12 protein-coding genes are annotated in these 17,986 nt (G+C 75.4%); 7 read left to right on the plus strand and 5 right to left on the minus strand.

Going from position 1 to position 17,986, the window contains the following annotated elements; translation table 11 throughout:
* Positions 1-221: 221 nt before the first annotated feature.
* Together ACH4F6_RS03685 and ACH4F6_RS03690 are read right to left on the minus strand one after the other, a co-directional pair.
* A complete protein-coding gene (locus ACH4F6_RS03685) occupies positions 222-1,454 on the minus strand; it encodes an ROK family protein (protein WP_397958236.1) in 1,233 nt (410 codons plus the stop codon).
* A gap of 147 nt (positions 1,455-1,601) precedes the next feature.
* Entirely contained in the window at positions 1,602-2,846 is a 1,245-nt protein-coding gene (locus tag ACH4F6_RS03690) for a D-arabinono-1,4-lactone oxidase (RefSeq protein ID WP_397958237.1), read from the minus strand.
* A 148-nt stretch (positions 2,847-2,994) separates the two neighbouring features.
* Here ACH4F6_RS03690 and ACH4F6_RS03695 point away from each other — a divergent pair, with 148 nt between their 5' ends.
* Together ACH4F6_RS03695 and ACH4F6_RS03700 are read left to right on the plus strand one after the other, a co-directional pair.
* On the plus strand, positions 2,995-4,317 hold the full coding sequence (locus ACH4F6_RS03695; RefSeq protein ID WP_397958238.1) for a radical SAM protein: 1,323 nt from the start codon (positions 2,995-2,997) through the stop codon (positions 4,315-4,317).
* Positions 4,318-4,555: 238 nt separating this feature from the next.
* Complete coding sequence (locus tag ACH4F6_RS03700) at positions 4,556-6,040, plus strand: cellulose binding domain-containing protein (protein ID WP_397958239.1); 1,485 nt, start codon at positions 4,556-4,558, stop codon at positions 6,038-6,040.
* Positions 6,041-6,080: 40 nt separating this feature from the next.
* On the opposite strand, the gene ACH4F6_RS03705 is transcribed toward ACH4F6_RS03700, so the two are convergent.
* The 3 genes from ACH4F6_RS03705 to ACH4F6_RS03715 form a co-directional block, all read right to left on the minus strand.
* The gene (locus tag ACH4F6_RS03705) at positions 6,081-7,745 is read right to left on the minus strand and encodes an alkaline phosphatase D family protein (protein WP_397958240.1); all 1,665 of its coding nucleotides are present in this window, start codon (positions 7,743-7,745) and stop codon (positions 6,081-6,083) included.
* Between the two features lie 494 nt (positions 7,746-8,239).
* The gene (locus ACH4F6_RS03710) at positions 8,240-9,169 is read right to left on the minus strand and encodes an anti-sigma factor RsbA family regulatory protein (RefSeq protein WP_397958241.1); all 930 of its coding nucleotides are present in this window, start codon (positions 9,167-9,169) and stop codon (positions 8,240-8,242) included.
* The gene (locus ACH4F6_RS03715; protein WP_397958242.1) at positions 9,166-9,501 is read right to left on the minus strand and encodes an STAS domain-containing protein; all 336 of its coding nucleotides are present in this window, start codon (positions 9,499-9,501) and stop codon (positions 9,166-9,168) included. The genes ACH4F6_RS03710 and ACH4F6_RS03715 overlap by 4 nt, the downstream gene beginning before the upstream one ends.
* 536 nt (positions 9,502-10,037) lie before the next feature.
* On the opposite strand from ACH4F6_RS03715, the gene rsgA reads away from it, so the two are divergent.
* From rsgA to ACH4F6_RS03740, 5 genes are all read left to right on the plus strand, one after another.
* Positions 10,038-11,126 carry a ribosome small subunit-dependent GTPase A gene (gene rsgA, locus ACH4F6_RS03720; RefSeq protein WP_397958243.1) on the plus strand — a complete coding sequence of 363 codons (1,089 nt, stop codon included), beginning with the start codon at positions 10,038-10,040 and terminating at the stop codon, positions 11,124-11,126.
* A 99-nt stretch (positions 11,127-11,225) separates the two neighbouring features.
* Positions 11,226-12,611, plus strand: a complete 1,386-nt coding sequence (locus tag ACH4F6_RS03725) for an AlkA N-terminal domain-containing protein (protein ID WP_397958244.1) — start codon at positions 11,226-11,228, stop codon at positions 12,609-12,611.
* Positions 12,598-13,149: a methylated-DNA--[protein]-cysteine S-methyltransferase gene (locus ACH4F6_RS03730; RefSeq protein WP_397958245.1), complete on the plus strand. Its 552-nt coding sequence runs from the start codon at positions 12,598-12,600 to the stop codon at positions 13,147-13,149. Before ACH4F6_RS03725 ends, ACH4F6_RS03730 begins: the two co-directional genes overlap by 14 nt.
* Before the next feature lie 479 nt (positions 13,150-13,628).
* The gene (locus ACH4F6_RS03735) at positions 13,629-15,542 is read left to right on the plus strand and encodes a protein phosphatase 2C domain-containing protein (RefSeq protein WP_397958246.1); all 1,914 of its coding nucleotides are present in this window, start codon (positions 13,629-13,631) and stop codon (positions 15,540-15,542) included.
* Between the two features lie 75 nt (positions 15,543-15,617).
* Positions 15,618-17,360 carry a pyruvate dehydrogenase gene (locus tag ACH4F6_RS03740; RefSeq protein WP_397958247.1) on the plus strand — a complete coding sequence of 581 codons (1,743 nt, stop codon included), beginning with the start codon at positions 15,618-15,620 and terminating at the stop codon, positions 17,358-17,360.
* Positions 17,361-17,986: the final 626 nt, after the last annotated feature.

Below are 17,986 nucleotides of genomic sequence, written 5' to 3' on the forward strand. Positions count from 1 at the left end.
GCTGCGGCTCGGTGCGGCTTCAGCGCCAGGTGGGTCGGACGGCTTCGCGGTGCGGGACGTTAACCTTCGGCTAAGGCTTCGGCAAGGGGTTGGACGAAGCGGGTTCGAAGCGTTGTGTGACGTTCGGGATACCGGACGTGAGCGGGGCGGGGTGCGGGGTGGGAAGGAGCCGGACGGGGGCCGGGGGAGCGTGCGGCGGCGGATCGGGAGGGGCGTGGGGATCAGCCCGCGTCGGCGTCCGTCCTGGCGGCGGGACGCCTGCGCTGTCCGACGGCCTGCAGCGCCCCTTCGAGCGCGAAGGTCGCCGCGCCCAGGCAGACCGGGTCGGTGGGGATCGGGGAGAGGACGATCTCGGTCGAGGCGAGCGGTCTGCGCAGCGCGTGCCGGGCGACGGCCGCACGGACCTCGGTGAGCAGGGGCTCGCCGAGCCGGGCCGCGACCCAGCTGCTCAGCACGACGACCTCGGGGTTGAGCAGGTTGACCAGGTCGGCGATGCCCGCCGCGAGATAGCGGGCGGTGTCCCGGACCACCTTGACGGCCACCGGGTCCCGCGCGGCGACCGCGCGGGCCAGCGCGTCGACGGTGGCGGTCTGGTCCTCGGGGTGCAACAGGGGGCTGCGCGGGCTGAGTTCCCGCAGGTTCTGCATGATGCCCGGCGCGCCGACGTACGTCTCCACGCAGCCGTGGTTGCCGCAGTGGCACAGCCGCCCGTCGAGCACGAGCGTGGTGTGCCCCCACTCGCCGGCGCTGTTGCTGACCCCCCGGTGCAGCCCGCCGCCCAGGACCAGGCCGGCGCCGACCCCGGTGCCGAGGTTGACGACCACGGCGTCCCCGCGTCCCCGGGCGGCCCCGAACCACAGCTCGGCCACCGCGCAGGCGCGCAGCGGATTGTCCAGGTACAGGGGATGCGCGATGTGCTCGGAGAGCAGGTCGAGCAGCGGCACGTCGTGCCAGTCCCAGTTGGGCGCGTACTCGCAGACGCCGGTGGCCCGGTCCACCTGGCCCGGCACGCTCACGCCGACGCCCAGCACCCGCGCCGCCTCGACGCCCGCCTGCGCGACCACCGAGCCGGCCGCGGCGGCGACGTGGCCGACCACCTGCTCCGGCCGGCTCTCCCCGGGACGCATGTCCTCCTCGGCGCGGGCCAGCACGTTCAGCGCGAGGTCGAACAGCTCGACGTGGACGTACGTCTCCGCGATGTCCACGCCGACCAGCGCGCCCCCCGGCGCGTTGACGGCGACGAGGCCCCGGGGGCGGCCGCCCGCCGAGTCCTCGAACCCGACCTCCGTGATCATGCGCAGGTCGAGCAGCTCGCCCACGAGGGTGGCGACGGTGGCGAGGCTCAGGCCCGTGGCGGCGGCCAGCTCCTGCCGGGAGGTGGGCGAACGGGCGATGATCTGGCGCAGCACCTCGTAACGGTTCGCGGTGCGGATGTCGCGTGAGGTGCGCTTCACCGGAGAGCCCCTCTCCCTTCCGTGCCGGGCGCGCCGGAGCGGGGGCGGTGCCGGCGCGGCGTCAGGCTATGGCGTGCGGGGACGTTCGACAAGGGGTTAGGAAAGGGGGTTGACGAAGTCGGGCGGAAGGCTGCGAAGGGCCGCGCCTCACCGGTCGAGCACGTCCGCCAGGAACGCGTTGGCGAACGTCCCCGAGGGGTCCAGGTGCCGCACCAGCGCCCGGAAGTCGTCCATCCGCGGATACCGCCCGCGCACCGTCTCGGCCGGCACGGTGAAGACCTTGCCCCAGTGCGGCCGCGGCGCGAACGGCTCCAGGACGGCCTCCAGCTCCCGTACGACGGGCAGCACCGCCTCCGTGTCCGCCACCCACGTGAAGTGCAGGGCGACCGAGTCGCGCCCGTACGCGGGGCTGAGCCACTGCTCGTCGGCGGCGACGGTCCGCACCTCGCAGGTCTGCAGGACACCGGCGACCGTCTCCCGGATCCCGTCGATCGCATACAGCGCGTCGACGGCGTGCTCCCGCGGCAGCAGGTACTCGCTCTGCAGCTCGTTCCCGCTGCTCGGCGTGAACTCCGCCCGGAAGTGCGGCAGCCGCTCGTGCCACGGCCCCGGCACCCCGAACTGCTCGGTGCAGTTGACCGCCGGCATGCCCGGCACCGGGTGCAGCGCCTCCGTGGCCGGCCTCGCCCACGGGAAGCCGGCCAGGGGCTGGTCGGTGCGTCGCTTCAGCCACACCTGCCGGAAGCCGGGCGCACGCCAGTCGGTGAACAGGCTGACGCTGTACGCGGCTCCCGCCACCGTCTCGAAGTCCAGCCCGTCGAGGGGGAGTTCGGTGAACAGGTGCTGCTCGACCTCGAACGCGGGTTCCAGGTCGAGGGTGAGGGCGGTGACGACGCCGAGGGCCCCCAGCGAGGTCACGGCGCCGCCGAACCGCTCGTCGTCCCGCCCCATGGTGCCGAGGTCCCCGGCCGCGGTGACGACCTCCACCTCCCGGACGGCGGCGGCGAGCGACCTGTTGCGCACCCCCGACCCGTGCGTGCCGGTCGCCACCGACCCGGCCACCGAGATGTGCGGCAGGGAGGCCATGTTGGCCAGCGCCAGCCCGTGCGCGTGCACCCGGCGGGCCAGCTCGGCGTACCGCACCCCGCCGCCGACCCGCACGGTCCGCGCCGCCGTGTCCACGTCCACCTCGACGGGCAGCGCGTCCAGCGACAGCAGCACCCCGCCGGCCGCCGGCTCGGCGATCCGGTTGAACGAGTGCCCGCTGCCCAGCACCCGCACCCGTTCGCTCCCCGCCACGAGCGAGCGCAGCGCGTCGAGCGTGCGGGGGCGGTGCAGCTCCTTCGTGGCGAAGGTGATGTTGCCCGCCCAGTTCGTCACCGTCTCGGCCATATGGTCGCCCCTCCCTCGGGGAAAGCAAGAACCCGGAATTCCCAGGTGAAACCTACCTCGCCCGCCACGACGAGACCCCCGCCCCCACCCCCGCCCGGGCAGGGGCATACCGTGAGGAGTCGTACGCCTGAGCCGGGAGGAGAGACGGATGGGCAGCCGTACCGCGCTGGTCGAGGATCTGATGGAGCGGTTTCCGCACGTTCCGCGAGAGGCCGTCTTCAAGGAGGACCTGCTGCGCGGGGGAGTGGCCTTCGACGCCTCCGCCCTGAGCGACAACGAGTCGGGCGAGGTCAAACCGAAGTCGTACTTCATCTTCTCCTTCGACCACGGCACCCTCCCCGAGCTGGGCGAGGCCGCGCTGCGCCGCCCGCCGGAGGAGATCATCCTCACCGGAGGCCCGTACGACCTGCGGCGGACCGTGGTGTCCGTGCGGGTGAACCCGTCGTCCCCCTACCGGGTCGCCGCCGACGGCGAGGGACTCCTCGGGCTCTACCTCGACGGGAAGCGCATCGCCGACGTCGGCGTGCCGCCCATGCCCGAGTACTACCGGCACACCCTGTCCAACGGGAAGTCGGTGATGGAGGTCGCCCCGACCATCCAGTGGGGCTACCTCATCTACCTGACCGTCTTCCGGGTCTGCCAGTACTTCGGCGCCAAGGAGGAGTGCCAGTACTGCGACATCAACCACAACTGGCGCCAGCACAAGGCCGCCGGCCGGCCCTACACCGGGGTCAAGGACGTGGAGGAGGTCCTGGAGGCCCTCGAGATCATCGACCGGTACGACACCGCCAAGGCGTCCACCGCCTACACCCTCACCGGCGGCGCCATCACCAAGACGGTCTCCGGCCGTGACGAGGCCGACTTCTACGGCCACTACGCCAAGGCCATCGAGGAGCGCTTCCCGGGCCGGTGGATCGGCAAGGTCGTCGCCCAGGCGCTGCCCAGGGACGACGTGCAGCGCTTCAAGGACTACGGGGTGCAGATCTACCACCCCAACTACGAGGTGTGGGACGAGTACCTGTTCAAGATGTACTGCCCCGGCAAGGAGCGGTACGTCGGCCGCGACGAGTGGCACCGGCGCATCCTCGACTCCGCCGAGGTCTTCGGCGCCCGCAACGTCATCCCCAACTTCGTCGCCGGCGTCGAGATGGCCGAGCCCTTCGGCTTCAAGACGGTCGACGAGGCCATCGCCTCCACCACCGAGGGCCTGCGCTTCTTCATGTCGAAGGGCATCACGCCCCGCTTCACCACCTGGTGCCCGGAGCCGACCACCCCGCTCGGCAAGGCCAACCCGCAGGGCGCCCCGCTGGAGTACCACATCCGGCTGCTCCAGGCGTACCGGCAGACCATGGAGGACTTCGGCCTCTCCTCGCCCCCCGGCTACGGCCCGCCCGGACCCGGCCGGGCGGTGTTCTCGGTCAGCTCCTTCATGGACAGCCTGCCGGCGGAGGAGACCGCACCCGTTCGATAACGCTTCGGTGACGACGTTCACCGGAACGGTACGTCGTTGAGTCGCAGGGCGGGCGGCACCCGTACGACAGCGGTGGGAAACCGTGGTCGCGGGGGGTGCGCCCGCCCTGTCCTGACATCCGAACAGGGCGCTTGTCAGTTGTGCGGGATACGTGAAAAGCTCTGGCACTGCCGCGAGGTTCCCCCCAACTCCATCGCCTACATGGCGAGTTGACCCCGCTTGTGGATGCAGGAGACCCATGCCCGACCTGCCGACCCCGAAGGACCCGGCCGAGGCCGCGCTGTTCTCGGAGTGCTGGGACGCCGTCCTGTCGTACGCCGACCTGTGCACGTCCGGCTCGACCGCGGCCAACCAACTCGCCCGGGAGGCGTTCGCGCTCGGCATACGCGAGGCCCGTGCCGCCGAGGACGGTGTCCGGCGCGGCGCCGGCCGCCGCCCGTCCCGGCTGCCCCGGATCCCGCTGCTGCTGACCGCCGTACGCACCACGGCGGCCGCCTGGGAGGCCCGGGGCCAGGGCCACAAGCTCGACCCCGACCTGCGTCTGTGGCTGAACTCGGACAAGGCCGCCCGCTACACGGGCCCGCCCCTGCGCCGCCCCGTCGCCCTGCGCGGCCTGCGCGACATGCAGGAGCCGGACGCCGCGCTGCTGTGGCTGGCGGAGGTGGAGGCGCTGCCGCTGCGCGCGGTCGCCCGCCGGCAGGGGCTGGACCCGGCCGCCGCGATGGAGGAACTGAACCAGGTCCGCGGCCTGTTCCGGGACCGCTGCCACCGCAACCACCTCGACACGCCGATGGACGCCGAGTGCCGCAGCTACGTCCGGCTGCTCGACGCCGTCACCCGCTCGCCGGTCGCCGACACGCCCGAGGACCTCTCCCGGCACCTCGCCACCTGCGTGGAGTGCGCGGAGGCCGCGGCCTGTCTGCGCCTGCACGGCGGCGGGCTGCCCGCGGCCCTGGCCGGCGGGGTGATCGGCTGGGGCGGACTCGCCTACCTGGAGCGCCGCCGCCGCGCCGCCGAGGTCCGGATGAGCGCCGGCCGCCCCGACACCCCGGACCCGGACCTCGACCCGGGCGGCGCGGACGCCGGCCGGGCCCGCCTGCTGCGGGGCGGGCTCCTGGCCGCCGCCGGCCTGGTCTCCGTGCTGGCCCTCGCCGTGTCGCTGATGCCGTTCGGCGACGGCGACAGCGCCGCGCAGGGCGGTGCGCCCACCGGCAGCACCCCGGTGGCCGGCCCCGGCAACCCGTCCCTGCCGTCCGTCGTCCCCGGACCGGCGCAGTCCTCCGGCCCGACCGGCTCCTCGACCGGCTCCGGCTCCCCGGAGCCCACCACCGGCGGCACGCCCACCACGCCCCAGAAGCCCGACCCGGAACCCCAGGGCACCAGCTCGTCCACCGGCGAGACCGGGCAGCCGGCCACCTGCGCGGTCGCCTACGACCTGGTCAACCAGTGGCCGGACGGCTTCCAGGCCACGGTCACCGTCACCACCGAGGAGGCCCTCGCCTCCTGGAGCGTCGCCTGGTCCTTCCGCGACGGCCAGGAGGTCGACCAGATGTGGGACGCGGGCTTCTCCCAGGACGGCTCCCGCGTCACCGCCACCGCCGCCGACTACAACAGGACCGTCCCGGCCGGCGGCACCCTGTCCTTCGGCTTCCTCGCCTCCTGGCAGGACAGGAACACGGCCCCGCACGCCTTCACCCTCAACGGCGCGGCCTGCACCGGGTGACCCGGACCCCGCGGCGCCCGGCCCGGCCGGACCCCGTCCGTCACACCGGCACGAGACCCGGACGGCCCGCCTCCGTCACGAAGGACGCCGCCGTGGAGACGGGGGCGCCGGGGGTCGTCACCGCGGAGACGGTCCTGAAGTCGGCGCGCGCCTGCGACCGGTCCAGGCGGACCCGGACGTAGCCGCGGCGGCCGTCGTAGAACCTGAGGTGCGGATTGGCCGTCAGGTACGTCCGCCAGTTCGCGGGGCGCTCGACGCCGTCCCTGCCGCTGGCGACCGACGTGGCGACGATCTCGGTGCCCAGGGTCCTGGACGCGGGGTCGTCGAAGTCGTCCTTGATGTCGAAGGCGTACCCCACGTGGACGTCACCCGTCAGGACCATCAGGTTCTCCACCCCGGCCGACTTCGCCCCGGCGAGGATCCGGTCGCGGGAGGCGCGGTAGCCGTCCCAGGCGTCCATCGACATCGGCGCCCGCTCGCCCAGGTCCAGCTTGCGCTGGGAGAAGCAGACCTGTTGCGGCATCACGTTCCACAGCGCGTCCGACGCCCGCCAGCCGTCGAGCAGCCACCGCTCCTGGACGGCCCCCGTCATGGTGCGCGCCGGGTCGTCCGACTCGGGGCCGGGGACGTGCCGGCCGTCGCCGTAGGCCTGGTCGGAGCGGTACTGGCGGGTGTCCAGGACGTCGAACTGGGCGAGGGTGCCCCAGTGCAGCCGCCGGTACAGCGGCATGTCCGGGCCGACGGGCCGCTGCACGGGGCGCAGCGGCTGGTGCTCCCAGTACGCGCGGTAGGCGGCGGCCCGGCGCAGCAGGAACTCCTCCGTCAGGACGGAGTCCTCGGGGACGCCGCCGGCGTAGTTGTTCTCGGTCTCGTGGTCGTCCCAGGCGACGACGAACGGGTGCGCCGCGTGGACGGCGCGCAGGTCGGGGTCGCTCTTGTAGAGGGCGTACCGCAACCGGTACTCCTCCAGGGTCACCGTCTCGCGGTCGAACACCTCGGGCAGGACCCGGTCGGTGTAGTTGCGGGCGCCCCCGGCGGAGTCCACGGCGTACTCGTACAGGTAGTCCCCCAGGTGGAGGACCAGGTCCACGTCGTCCTGGGCGAGATGCCGGTGCGCCGTGTAGTACCCGTCGAAGTACGCCTGGCAGGACACGGCGGCGAAGGACAGGGCCGGGGCCGCGGCGGCGGGCGCGGGCGCGGTACGGGTGCGGCCGGTCTCGCTGGTCCAGGAGCCCGTCCGGAACCGGTAGTGGTACGGGCGGCCGGGCTCCAGCCCGTCCACGTCGACGTGGACGGTGTGGTTGTACTCGGGCGACGCCAGGGCGGTACCGCTGCGGACGACCGACGTGAAGCGCTCGTCCCGCGCCACCTCCCACGCGACGCCGACGGACCGTCCGGCCAGGCCCCCGCCCGGCTCGTACGGTGCGGGCGCCACCCGCGTCCACAGGACCACGGAGTGCGGCAGCGGGTCCCCGGAGGCGACGCCCAGGGTGAACGGGTCGCCGGTGATGCGTGCCGCGTCGAGCTCACGGGCGGCCGCCGCGCCCGCCGCGGGCAGGTGGGTGGCGAAGGCCAGCGCCGCGGCGGCCGCGGTGCGGGTCAGGAAGCGGCGACGGGCGAAGTGGCGGGCGGCGGCGCGCAGTTCCTCGCCGTGGGGGGCCGGGGGCCGGTGGTGCGGGGGTCTTTGACGGCCTGTCGGGCGCATGGGCCGGGGCTCCCGGGGCTCGGATGCGTCTGCGGCCCACGGGGCCGGAGCCTGCGGGCGGCAGGCATCAAGATGCTAAGCAGACGAACTCCGTAATTCCGGCAGGCGGCCCGCCCGAGTCGCCGGCGGCGCGCGGCGTCCGGCGGTACTTCATCGCGCGTGACGGGCGGGTACCTGCGGCGCTCGTCGCACGGGGCGGGCGGGCGCCGGCGGCGCGCGCCGGTCGCCCGTGACGTGGCTCCTCGCCCGTGACGTGACCCGGCACCCGGCGCGCGGCGGCGAGAACCGGCACCCGGCGGCCGGGTCCGGCACGCGGCGGCGTGGTTCCGCGCCCGGCGGGCTCGGCGCGCGTGCGGGGAGGCCGCCGTGGTGGGGGAGGCCGCCGTGGTGGTGGTGGGGGGGAGGCGGTGCTTCGGGGCGGTGCTCGCCGCCGCGGTCACGGGCCGCCGCCCCGCGGCGGTCCGGCGGGGGTGCGGCGGGCGGGACGGTCCGGGTCAGCGGCCGAGGTAGAAGCGGACGGCGGTGCCCTCGTCCGAGGTGTGCACGCGCACCAGATCCGCCAGGTAGTGGACCAGCATCAGCCCCCGGCCGCCGATCTGCCCCCGCTGCGGCGGCCTGCGCCCCGCGAGCGGATCGGTCAGCCGCCCCCGGTCGCGGACCTCGCACACCACCCGGTCCGCCTCGGCCCAGAGGAACAGGGTGCCCCGCCCGCCGCCGTGGACCACGCTGTTGGTGGTCAGTTCGGCCACCGCCAGCTCGACGTCCTGCAGGCGCTGCCCGGTCAGGCCCATCCGCGCGGCCAGGTCCACGGCGAAGTGGCGGACCCCGGGAAGCTCCTCGGCCTCGAACGAGCGGACGACGGCGTCCGGGGCGGGCTCCAGCTCCTCGTTGTACCGGTCGACGACGGCCGGCCAGTCGTAGGCGTCACTGGCCCGCTCGCGGCCCTCGGCGATGACGGTGGGATGCGTGGTCCGGGCGTCGGCCAGGACGACCGGGTCCAGCCGGGACTCGTCGTACGGGCACAGGATCGTCGCCGCACGGCCCTCGAAGGCGAGGTTGATCAGCGCCTCGTGCTGTGCGCACGCCGGGTACTCCAGCGGGCTGCGCCCGGCCCAGACCGGCTCGCCGACGATGCGCACGCGCTCCTGCGGGTGGGCGTCGGCGAAGGCGCGCAGCACGCGGGGGATGATGCGTCCCGGGTTGCGGCCGGCCTCGGTCATGTCCAGGAGGAGGACGTCCCGGGCGTCGGCCCCCAGCCCGGACCTGATCAGTTCCAGGTTCGGGCCGGGCACCGCGACCGCCACGGGCTCGCCGGCGGCCAGGCCTTCCCGCACGAACGACACCGTCAGCTCGGTGTACTCGCGCGCGGTGCGGTAGAACAACGCCGGATGGGCGAACGTTTCGTCAAGGGCCGGGGAGCTCATCGGGGCGCCACCTCGATCGCGCGCAGAGTCGGCCAGAACATGTCCAGCACGCGGGGCAGCTGGGGCGGCGGATGCTCCACCACGACCCGGCCGCCGGGCAGGTTCATGGCCGTGACGGCGAGCGCCGACACACCCGCCACGTCGACGAACCCGACACGCGACAGCTCCACGTAGGACACGTCCGTATGCCGCCGGGCCAGCTCGGCCAGGGCCGCCTCCCAGGACAGCCGGGTGACGACGCCGATCTCGCCGCTGACGCGTATCCCGGGACGACCGGACAACGGACTCACCTCCAGCACGGCCCCACCATGCAGCAAGGAGGGTTCCCCCATGCCCTGCGGTTCCACACCCGGTCTCCTCAGCAGTGCCGGCCGCCGGTTCGCCCCTTGGCGCCGCACGACGGGAAACGGCCGTTCCGGGCCACGAGCCTATCGTGCGCCCCGGGCTCGGGACGGCGCGGACCCTCCGGGGGACGCGGGCCCGGGGCGGTGCGCCGAGGACACCGGGGCGACGGCGGCCGGACCGCGGGATATTCGATCGCGCCGCGTGCGGGATCCTCCTACGATGGGGCCCGCTCCACGCGGTGGCGGTCGGCCGCCGCCGTCAGCCGTACGAGGAAGAACAGGAGGTGTGACCGATGACTGTCGCCACGACCGGTGCTGTCCGCAGCCACCACACGTCCGTCCACTCCACCTCCGCGGTCACCGGCTGACCACCTCTCACCTTCCGCGCGCCCGCGGGCGCGCCGCCGGGACCGCCCTGTGAAGGGTCTTCCTTGAACCTCCCCTCCTTCCCGGAGTCCTCGGCTTCCGCCCCCTCCGCGACCTCCTCCTCCCCCTCGGTCCCTTCGGTCTCCCCGATCCCCCCGGTGGCCCCTCCCTCCCCGCACCCGCTCGCCCCGTACGGCTGGGACGAGGGGTGGGAGGCCGGGTTCGCCGACCACGCCGAACGCGGTCGCGTGCCCGGCCGGGTCGTCCGGGTCGACCGCGGGCAGTGCGACGTCGTCACCGGCGACGGCGTCGTACGGGCCGACACCGCCTTCGTCACCCCGCACGACCCGCTGCGCGTCGTCTGCACCGGCGACTGGGTCGCCGTCGACGCCCACGGCAGTCCGCGCTACGTGCGGGCGTGCCTGCCGCGCCGCACCGCCTTCGTGCGCTCCACCTCCTCCAAGCGGTCCGAGGGGCAGATCCTCGCGGCCAACGCCGACCACGCCGTGGTCGCCCTGTCCCTGGCCGTCGAGCTCGACCTCGGCCGGGTGGAACGGTTCCTGGCGCTGGCCTGGGAGTCCGGCGCCCGGCCCGTCGTCGTCCTCACCAAGGCCGACCTCGTGCCCGACCCGGCCGTCCTGGCGTACCTCGCCGAGGACGTCGGGCGCAGCGCCCCCGGCGTGCCCGTGCTCACGGTCAGCGCACACGCGGGGGAGGGCGTCGAGGAACTGGCGGGTCTCCTCGGCCGGGGCACCGCCGTGCTGCTCGGGGCCTCCGGCGCGGGCAAGTCGACGCTCGCCAACGCGCTCGTCGGCGAGGACGTCATGGACGTGCGGGCCACGCGCGACATGGACGGCAAGGGACGGCACACCACGACCACCCGCAATCTGCTGACCCTGCCCGGCGGCGGTGTCCTCATCGACACGCCCGGACTGCGCGGCGTCGGGCTGTGGGACGCCAGCACCGGCGTCGGCCGGGTCTTCTCGGAGATCGAGGAGATCGCCCGGGGCTGCCGGTTCCACGACTGCGCCCACGCCGACGAACCGGGCTGCGCGGTGCTGGCCGCCGTGGACGGCGGCGAGCTGCCGCCGCGCCGGCTGGACAGCTACCGCAAGCTCGTCCGGGAGAACCGCCGGATCGTCGCCAAGTCCGACGCCCGGGTGCGGGCGGGCCTGCGGCAGGACTGGAAGCGCAGGCGGGCCGAGGGACGGGCGGCCTGGCGGGCCAAGCGGGGCGACCGGCCCTGACGGCCACCCGCTCCCCCCCCACTCCCACCGCTCACCCCCACCGTCATGTCCGATTTCCGCCAGCACGTTCCTCGCGCCGGGCGAAGACTGGAACCCGTGATGGACGAGGAGAGCAGGTACGAAGCGGTCCGCAGCAGGGACGCCCGGTTCGACGGCGCGTTCTTCTTCGCCGTGGAGACGACCGGCATCTACTGCCGGCCCAGCTGCCCCGCCGTGACGCCGAAACGGCGCAACGTGCGGTTCTACACGACGGCCGCCGCCGCGCAGGGCTCGGGCTTCCGGGCCTGCCGGCGGTGCCGGCCGGACGCCGTGCCGGGCTCGGCGGACTGGAACGTCCGCGCCGACGTCGTGGGCCGCGCCATGCGGCTGATCGGCGACGGCGTCGTCGACCGGGAGGGCGTCGCCGGGCTCGCCGTACGCCTCGGCTACAGCGCCCGCCAGGTGCAGCGTCAGCTCACCGCCGAGCTCGGCGCCGGACCCGTCGCCCTCGCGCGGGCCCAGCGCGCGCACACCGCGCGGGTGCTGCTGCAGACGACCGGCCTGCCGGTCACCGAGATCGCCTTCGCGTCCGGGTTCGCCAGCGTGCGCCAGTTCAACGACACCGTCCGCGCCGTGTACGCGCTGACGCCGACCGCGCTGCGGGCCGCCGCCCCACGGCAGGGCCGCACGGCCGCGCCGGGCGCCGGCATCCCGCTGCGGCTCGCCCACCGGGGCCCGTACCACACGGCCGCCGTCTTCGACCTGCTGCGACGGCAGGCCGTGGCCGGCATCGAGGAGGTGGCGGGTCCCCCGGGCGGCCGCACCTACCGCCGCACGCTCCGCCTCCCCTACGGCACCGGCATCGTCGCCGTCGAGGAGCGGGCGGGCGCCGCGGCCGCCTCCGCCGTCCACCCCGGCGGCTGGCTCGACGCCCGTCTGCACCTCACCGACCCGCGCGACCTCACCACCGCCGTCCAGCGGCTGCGGCGGCTGTTCGACCTCGACGCCGACCCGTACGCCGTCGACGAGCGGCTCGGCGCCGACCCGCGGCTCGCCCCGCTGGTCGCCGCCCGGCCCGGACTGCGCGCGCCGGGCGCCGCCGACCCCGAGGAGTACGCGATCCGCGCGCTGGTGGGCCGGACCGAGGCCGGACACCTGGTCCGCGCCCACGGCAAGGCCCTGGACGCGCCCTGCGGAAGCCTCACCCACCTCTTTCCCGAACCGGCCGCCCTGGCCGACGCCCCGGGACCCCTGGGCGCCCTCGCCGCCGCCCTCGCCGACGGCGCCGTGCGCCTCGACCCGGGCGCCGACCGCGACGACGCCCAGGAGGCCCTGCTCGCCCTGCCCGGCCTGGACGGCCGTACCGTGGCGGCGATCCGGGCCCGCGCCCTCGGCGACCCGGACGTCGCGCCGCCCGGCGCGGACGTCCCCGACACCTGGCGCCCCTGGCGCACCTACGCCCTTCACCACCTGCGCGCAGCGGAGGAACCCCATGTACTGGACTAGCGTCGACAGCCCGCTCGGCCCCCTGCTCCTCACCGCCGGCCCCGACGGCGCCCTGACCTCGCTGTCCGTGCCGGGACAGAAGGGCGGCCGGACCGTGCGGCCCGAATGGCGGCACGACCCCGGCCCCTTCCGCGCGGCCCGGGAGCAGCTCGCCGCCTACTTCGCCGGCGACCTGGAGGAGTTCCGCCTCGACCTGCGCGCCGAGGGCACCGCCTTCCGCGAACGCGTGTGGGCCGCCCTCGACGCCGTCCCCTACGGGACCACCACGACGTACGGCGAGATCGCCGCCCGTGCCGGCGCCTCCCGGGCCGCCGTACGGGCCGTCGGCGGCGCGATCGGCGCCAACCCGCTCCTGATCGTCCGCCCCTGCCACCGCGTCATCGGCGCCGACGGCTCCCTGACCGGATACGCCGGCGGCCTCGAGCGCAAGGTACGGCTGCTCACGCTGGAAGGCGTGCGGGGAGGGGCGGCGGGCGTCCCGGGCGGGGCGGCCCGGCCGGCCGGTCCCGCAGCACCGCTCCCGGCCACGCTGCCCTGACCGGCAGGCGGGCGAACGGTCCCACGAGGACGCCGGCGCCGCCCGCGCGCACCGTCGCGCGGGGAGGCGAGGGCCGTGTCGGAGCCGCCCGGTCCGCGCGGCGGGGAACCGCCACGGCGGTCGCCGGTGCTCGCCCGCGGCCGCGGCCGAGGGCGTCCGGCACAGCGGACCGCCGGGGGCGCGGGGACACATTCCTGGCCTCCGGCGGCATCGGTCCGGCTCCGGTGGGCACCCGTGGCGTGATGCGGACTCATGACGCGCAGGGGCGCAGGGGAACTGGGTCCGGGTCACCCGGAGTCGCCGGGCGGTCCTCCCGTGGGGGGTGGGACCGCCCGGCGATTTCCACGAACCGCCTGTCCGCACCCCCGTTCGACGAGTCACCCGGAAGGCTGTTCGGTGTGCCACTCGGCACGGGACGCCGGGCCGCATTTTCCCGATGCCCCGTTCCCGAACGGGCCGTGCGGTGGACAATCGGGGACATGAACCAGCAGGGGGGAAGGCCCACCGGTCACGAGGACGACTGGTGGAGGCAGTTGTACGAGGACTCCACCGAGGACACCGGACCGACGGCCGCCGCCGACTCGTTGGACGACCGGTTCGCCTCGGCGGCCGGGACGGTGGGGCCCGGCGGCACGGCGGACTCGGCGGGCGGGGCGGACGAGGAGGGGGAGGGCGACCCCGGGGCGGCGCCGGGGGCGCGCTCCGGACGCCTCGGGCGCCCCGACGACCCCGGCCGCACCGACAGCCCCGAGCACGTCGAACGCCCCGGCCGGCCGCGGCGCCCGGAACCTTCCGGGCGGGAGGCGCCTCCCGGGCGTCGGGAACCGGTGGACCGGTGGGCGCGGGAGGACGCGGACCCGCCGCCCCCGCGGACCGCCGCACCGCCGCAGCCAGGTACTGTTCCGCCCCCGCCGACCGCCTTGCCGCCCCGGCCGGCCACTGCTCCGCCCCCGCCGCCGGCCGCTCCGCCTCCGGGGCCCGTGGTCCCGCCCCCACGCGGCGGCTCCGCCGCCGGGCCCGCCGACGGCTTCCGCGACCCATCCGATGCGGACCCCGCCGAAAGGCCGGGCCCCGCTCCAGCCGAGCGGCCGGGCCCCGCCGGCGCCCCGCCCGCCGGGCCCCGGCGCGCCCCCTGGGAACCGCCGCCGGTCACACCGCCCGGCCCCACCGCCTTCCCGCCCGGCCCCCTGCCGACGGGCTTCGACGAGCGCTCCCACCGGGCCGGGGAGCCCCCTTCCGCGGCCCCCGCCGCCCCGGCCTCCGCCGAGACACCGCCCGTCCCCGCCGTGCCGGCGTCCCGGACGCCTCCCGGCAGCCGCCCCCCGACACCCCCGGAGGCCCCCACCGCCGCCGCCACCGGCACGGCGCTCCCCTTCCACCGGCCGGCGGCCTCCCCGTCCGCGCCGCCGGCGTTCACCGAACGCCCCACCGGCAGGCCCTACGTCGGTTCCGGGCCGCCCACCTACGACGCCGAACCCACCGCCCTGCCGCCCGCCGACCCGGACGAACTGCAGGACCTGGTGGCCGACACCGCGCTGGACGGCGCCCGGTACGGGGCCTGCACCCTGCGGGCCGCCTCCGTGCGCGGGGACTCGGCGCGCTACCGGGGCGAGCCGCGCCGCGACTCCCTCCTCACCGCCCGCTTCGGCACCGGCGAACAGGCGCTGATCCTGGTCGCGATGGCGACCGGCGCCCGCGCCACGCCGAGGGCGCACCAGGCGGCCGCCGAGGTGTGCCGGTGGATCGGCAGGGCCGTGGGCCGCAGTCACGTCCGGCTGGCGCAGGACATCAGGGCCGCCCGCCGCGGCGACCTGAAGTCGGGCCTGCACCGCCTCACCGACCGCAGCCTCGGCCGCCTCCGCGCCGGCGCCGCCGAACAGGGCCTGGCACCCGACGAGTACGCGGCCACCCTGCGCTGCCTCCTGCTGCCCGCCGACCCCGAGTGCCGGACGCGTGTCTTCTTCGGCGTCGGCCCGGGCGGACTGTTCCGGCTCAGGGACGGCGCGTGGCAGGACATCGAACCGCGGGCCGGCGAGGTCGCCGGCGAGCCGGTCGTCGGCTTCGGCTCCCCGCCGGCCGAGACGCCCGAGGGCGACCGCCTCACCATGGACCTGGGCGTCCCCACCCCGCCGAACCCCTACGACCCGGCCCCCGAGCCGCCCCGCGAACCCTTCCGCTTCCGGGCGTCCGTAGCCCGCCCGGGTGACACGCTCCTGATGTGCACCGCGGGCCTCGCCGAGCCCCTGCGCGGCGAGCCCCACCTGCCCGCCCACCTGACGGAACGGTGGTCGCAGCCCGCACCGCCCGGCCTCGCCGCGTTCCTCGCCGACATCCAGGTCCGGGTCAAGGGGTACGCGGACGACCGTACGGCCGCCGCCGTCTGGGAGGCATGACCACACCGGGTGTGACTTCATGGAACCCGCAGGGTCCGGGGGGATCCACGGATACCGAAGGGGCACGAGAGCACCATGGCCAAACAGAACGTCGCCGAACAGTTCGTCGACATCCTCGTCCGCGCCGGGGTCGAGCGTCTCTACGGCGTCGTGGGCGACAGCCTGAACCCGGTCGTGGACGCCGTCCGCCGCAACGCCGCCATCGACTGGGTGAGCGTCCGCCACGAGGAGACCGCCGCCTTCGCCGCGGGCGCCGAGGCCCAGATCACCGGCAAGCTCACCGCCTGCGCGGGCTCCTGCGGCCCCGGCAACCTGCACCTCGTCAACGGCCTGTACGACGCCCACCGCTCCATGGCGCCCGTCCTCGCCCTCGCCTCGCACATCCCGTCCAGCGAGATCGGGCTGGGCTACTTCCAGGAGACCCACCCCGACCGCCTCTTCCAGGAGTGCAGCCACTACAGCGAGCTGATCTCCAGCCCGAAGCAGATGCCGCGGCTGCTGCAGACCGCCATCCAGAACGCCGTCGGCCGCAGCGGCGTCAGCGTGGTCTCCCTCCCCGGCGACATCGCCGACGAACCGGCCCCCGAGAAGGCCGCCGAGACCGCCCTCGTCACCAGCCGGCCCACGATCCGCCCCGGCGACGCCGAGATCGACCGCCTGGTGCGGATGATCGACGCGGCCGACAGGGTCACCCTGTTCTGCGGCAGCGGCACGGCCGGCGCGCACGCCGAGGTCATGGAGTTCGCCGGGAAGATCAAGTCCCCGGTCGGGCACGCCCTGCGCGGCAAGGAGTGGATCCAGTACGACAACCCGTACGACGTCGGCATGAGCGGCCTCCTCGGCTACGGCGCCGCCTACGAGGCCACCCACGAGTGCGACCTGCTGATCCTGCTCGGCACCGACTTCCCGTACAACGCCTTCCTGCCCGACGACGTGCAGATCGTCCAGGTCGACGTGCGGCCCGAACACCTGGGGCGGCGGTCCCGGCTGGACCTGGCCGTGTGGGGCGACGTGCGGGAGACCCTGCGCTGTCTCATCCCGCGCGTGCAGGAGAAGAAGAACCGGCGCTTCCTCGACAAGATGCTGAAGAAGCACGCCGACGCGCTGGAGGGGGTCGTCAAGGCGTACACGCGGAAGGTGGACAAGCACGTCCCGATCCACCCCGAGTACGTCGCCTCCGTCCTCGACGAACTCGCCGACCAGGACGCCGTGTTCACCGTCGACACCGGCATGTGCAACGTCTGGGCCGCCCGCTACATCTCGCCCAACGGCCGCCGCCGCGTCATCGGTTCCTTCTCCCACGGCTCGATGGCGAACGCGCTGCCCATGGCGATCGGCGCGCAGTTCACCGACCGGGGGCGGCAGGTCGTGTCGATGTCCGGCGACGGCGGCTTCGCCATGCTCATGGGCGACTTCCTCACCCTCGTCCAGTACGACCTGCCGGTGAAGGTCGTCGTCTTCAACAACTCCTCGCTGAGCATGGTGGAACTGGAGATGCTGGTCGCCGGCCTGCCCTCCCACGGCACGGCGAACCGGAACCCCGACTTCGCCGCCGTCGCCCGCGCCTGCGGCGCCCACGGAGTGCGCGTCGAGAAGCCCAAGGACCTCGCCGGCGCGCTGAAGACCGCCTTCCGGCACAAGGGGCCGGCCCTCGTCGACGTCGTCACCGACCCCAACGCGCTGTCCATCCCGCCGAAGATCAGCGCCGAGATGGTGACCGGGTTCGCGCTGTCCGCGTCGAAGATGGTGCTGGACGGCGGCGTGGGACGGATGCTCCAGATGGCACGTTCCAACCTGCGCAACGTGCCGCGTCCCTGATCCGGCGCGAGCCCGGCGGCGCCCGCTCCCACGGCCGCCGCCGGCGCGCCGGGGCGGTGCACGGGCGACGGCGGCCGACCGTCGCGGCCGGACGGGGGGGCGGGGCGTGCGCCCGCCCGGGCACGGCCCGGGCACGGGGGAGTGGCCGTCGGTCCGGTCCGGCCGCCCCCGAGAGGCGCGGCCGGACCGGTTCAGGCCGCTTCCGGGGGCGGGGAAGCGGTGGATTCCGGCCAACTTCCCGCACCGTCGCCCCCGCACGGGCCGCCCGGCGGTGAGGCCGCGCCGCAGGGCCCGCGGGCGCGGTCCCGCCGGGCGGCCGACGCGCCACGGGCCCGTCCCGGGCCCGGCACGTGCGGTGGCCTTTCGGGCATCCGGCCCTCCGGCACCAGCCGCCCCACGCCTTTCCCGGACACGGCCGGACCGACAGCCGCGCCCCGGCGGAACCGCCCGGGCCCGGTGACCGGCACGTCCCCCGGCCGGGCGGACCCGAAGGCGTGCGGACCGGTCGGCGGGCGCGCGCGTCGCGGACGGATGCGCCGGCTCGCCTCCGTCCGCGGGGCGGCGCCCGCCGGACGCCGGACGCGCGGGCGCACGCCGGTCCCGGGGGTGTCCGCGCCGTCGTACGG

Source organism: Streptomyces sp. NPDC017936 (assembly GCF_044328485.1).
Lineage (GTDB): Bacteria > Actinomycetota > Actinomycetes > Streptomycetales > Streptomycetaceae > Streptomyces.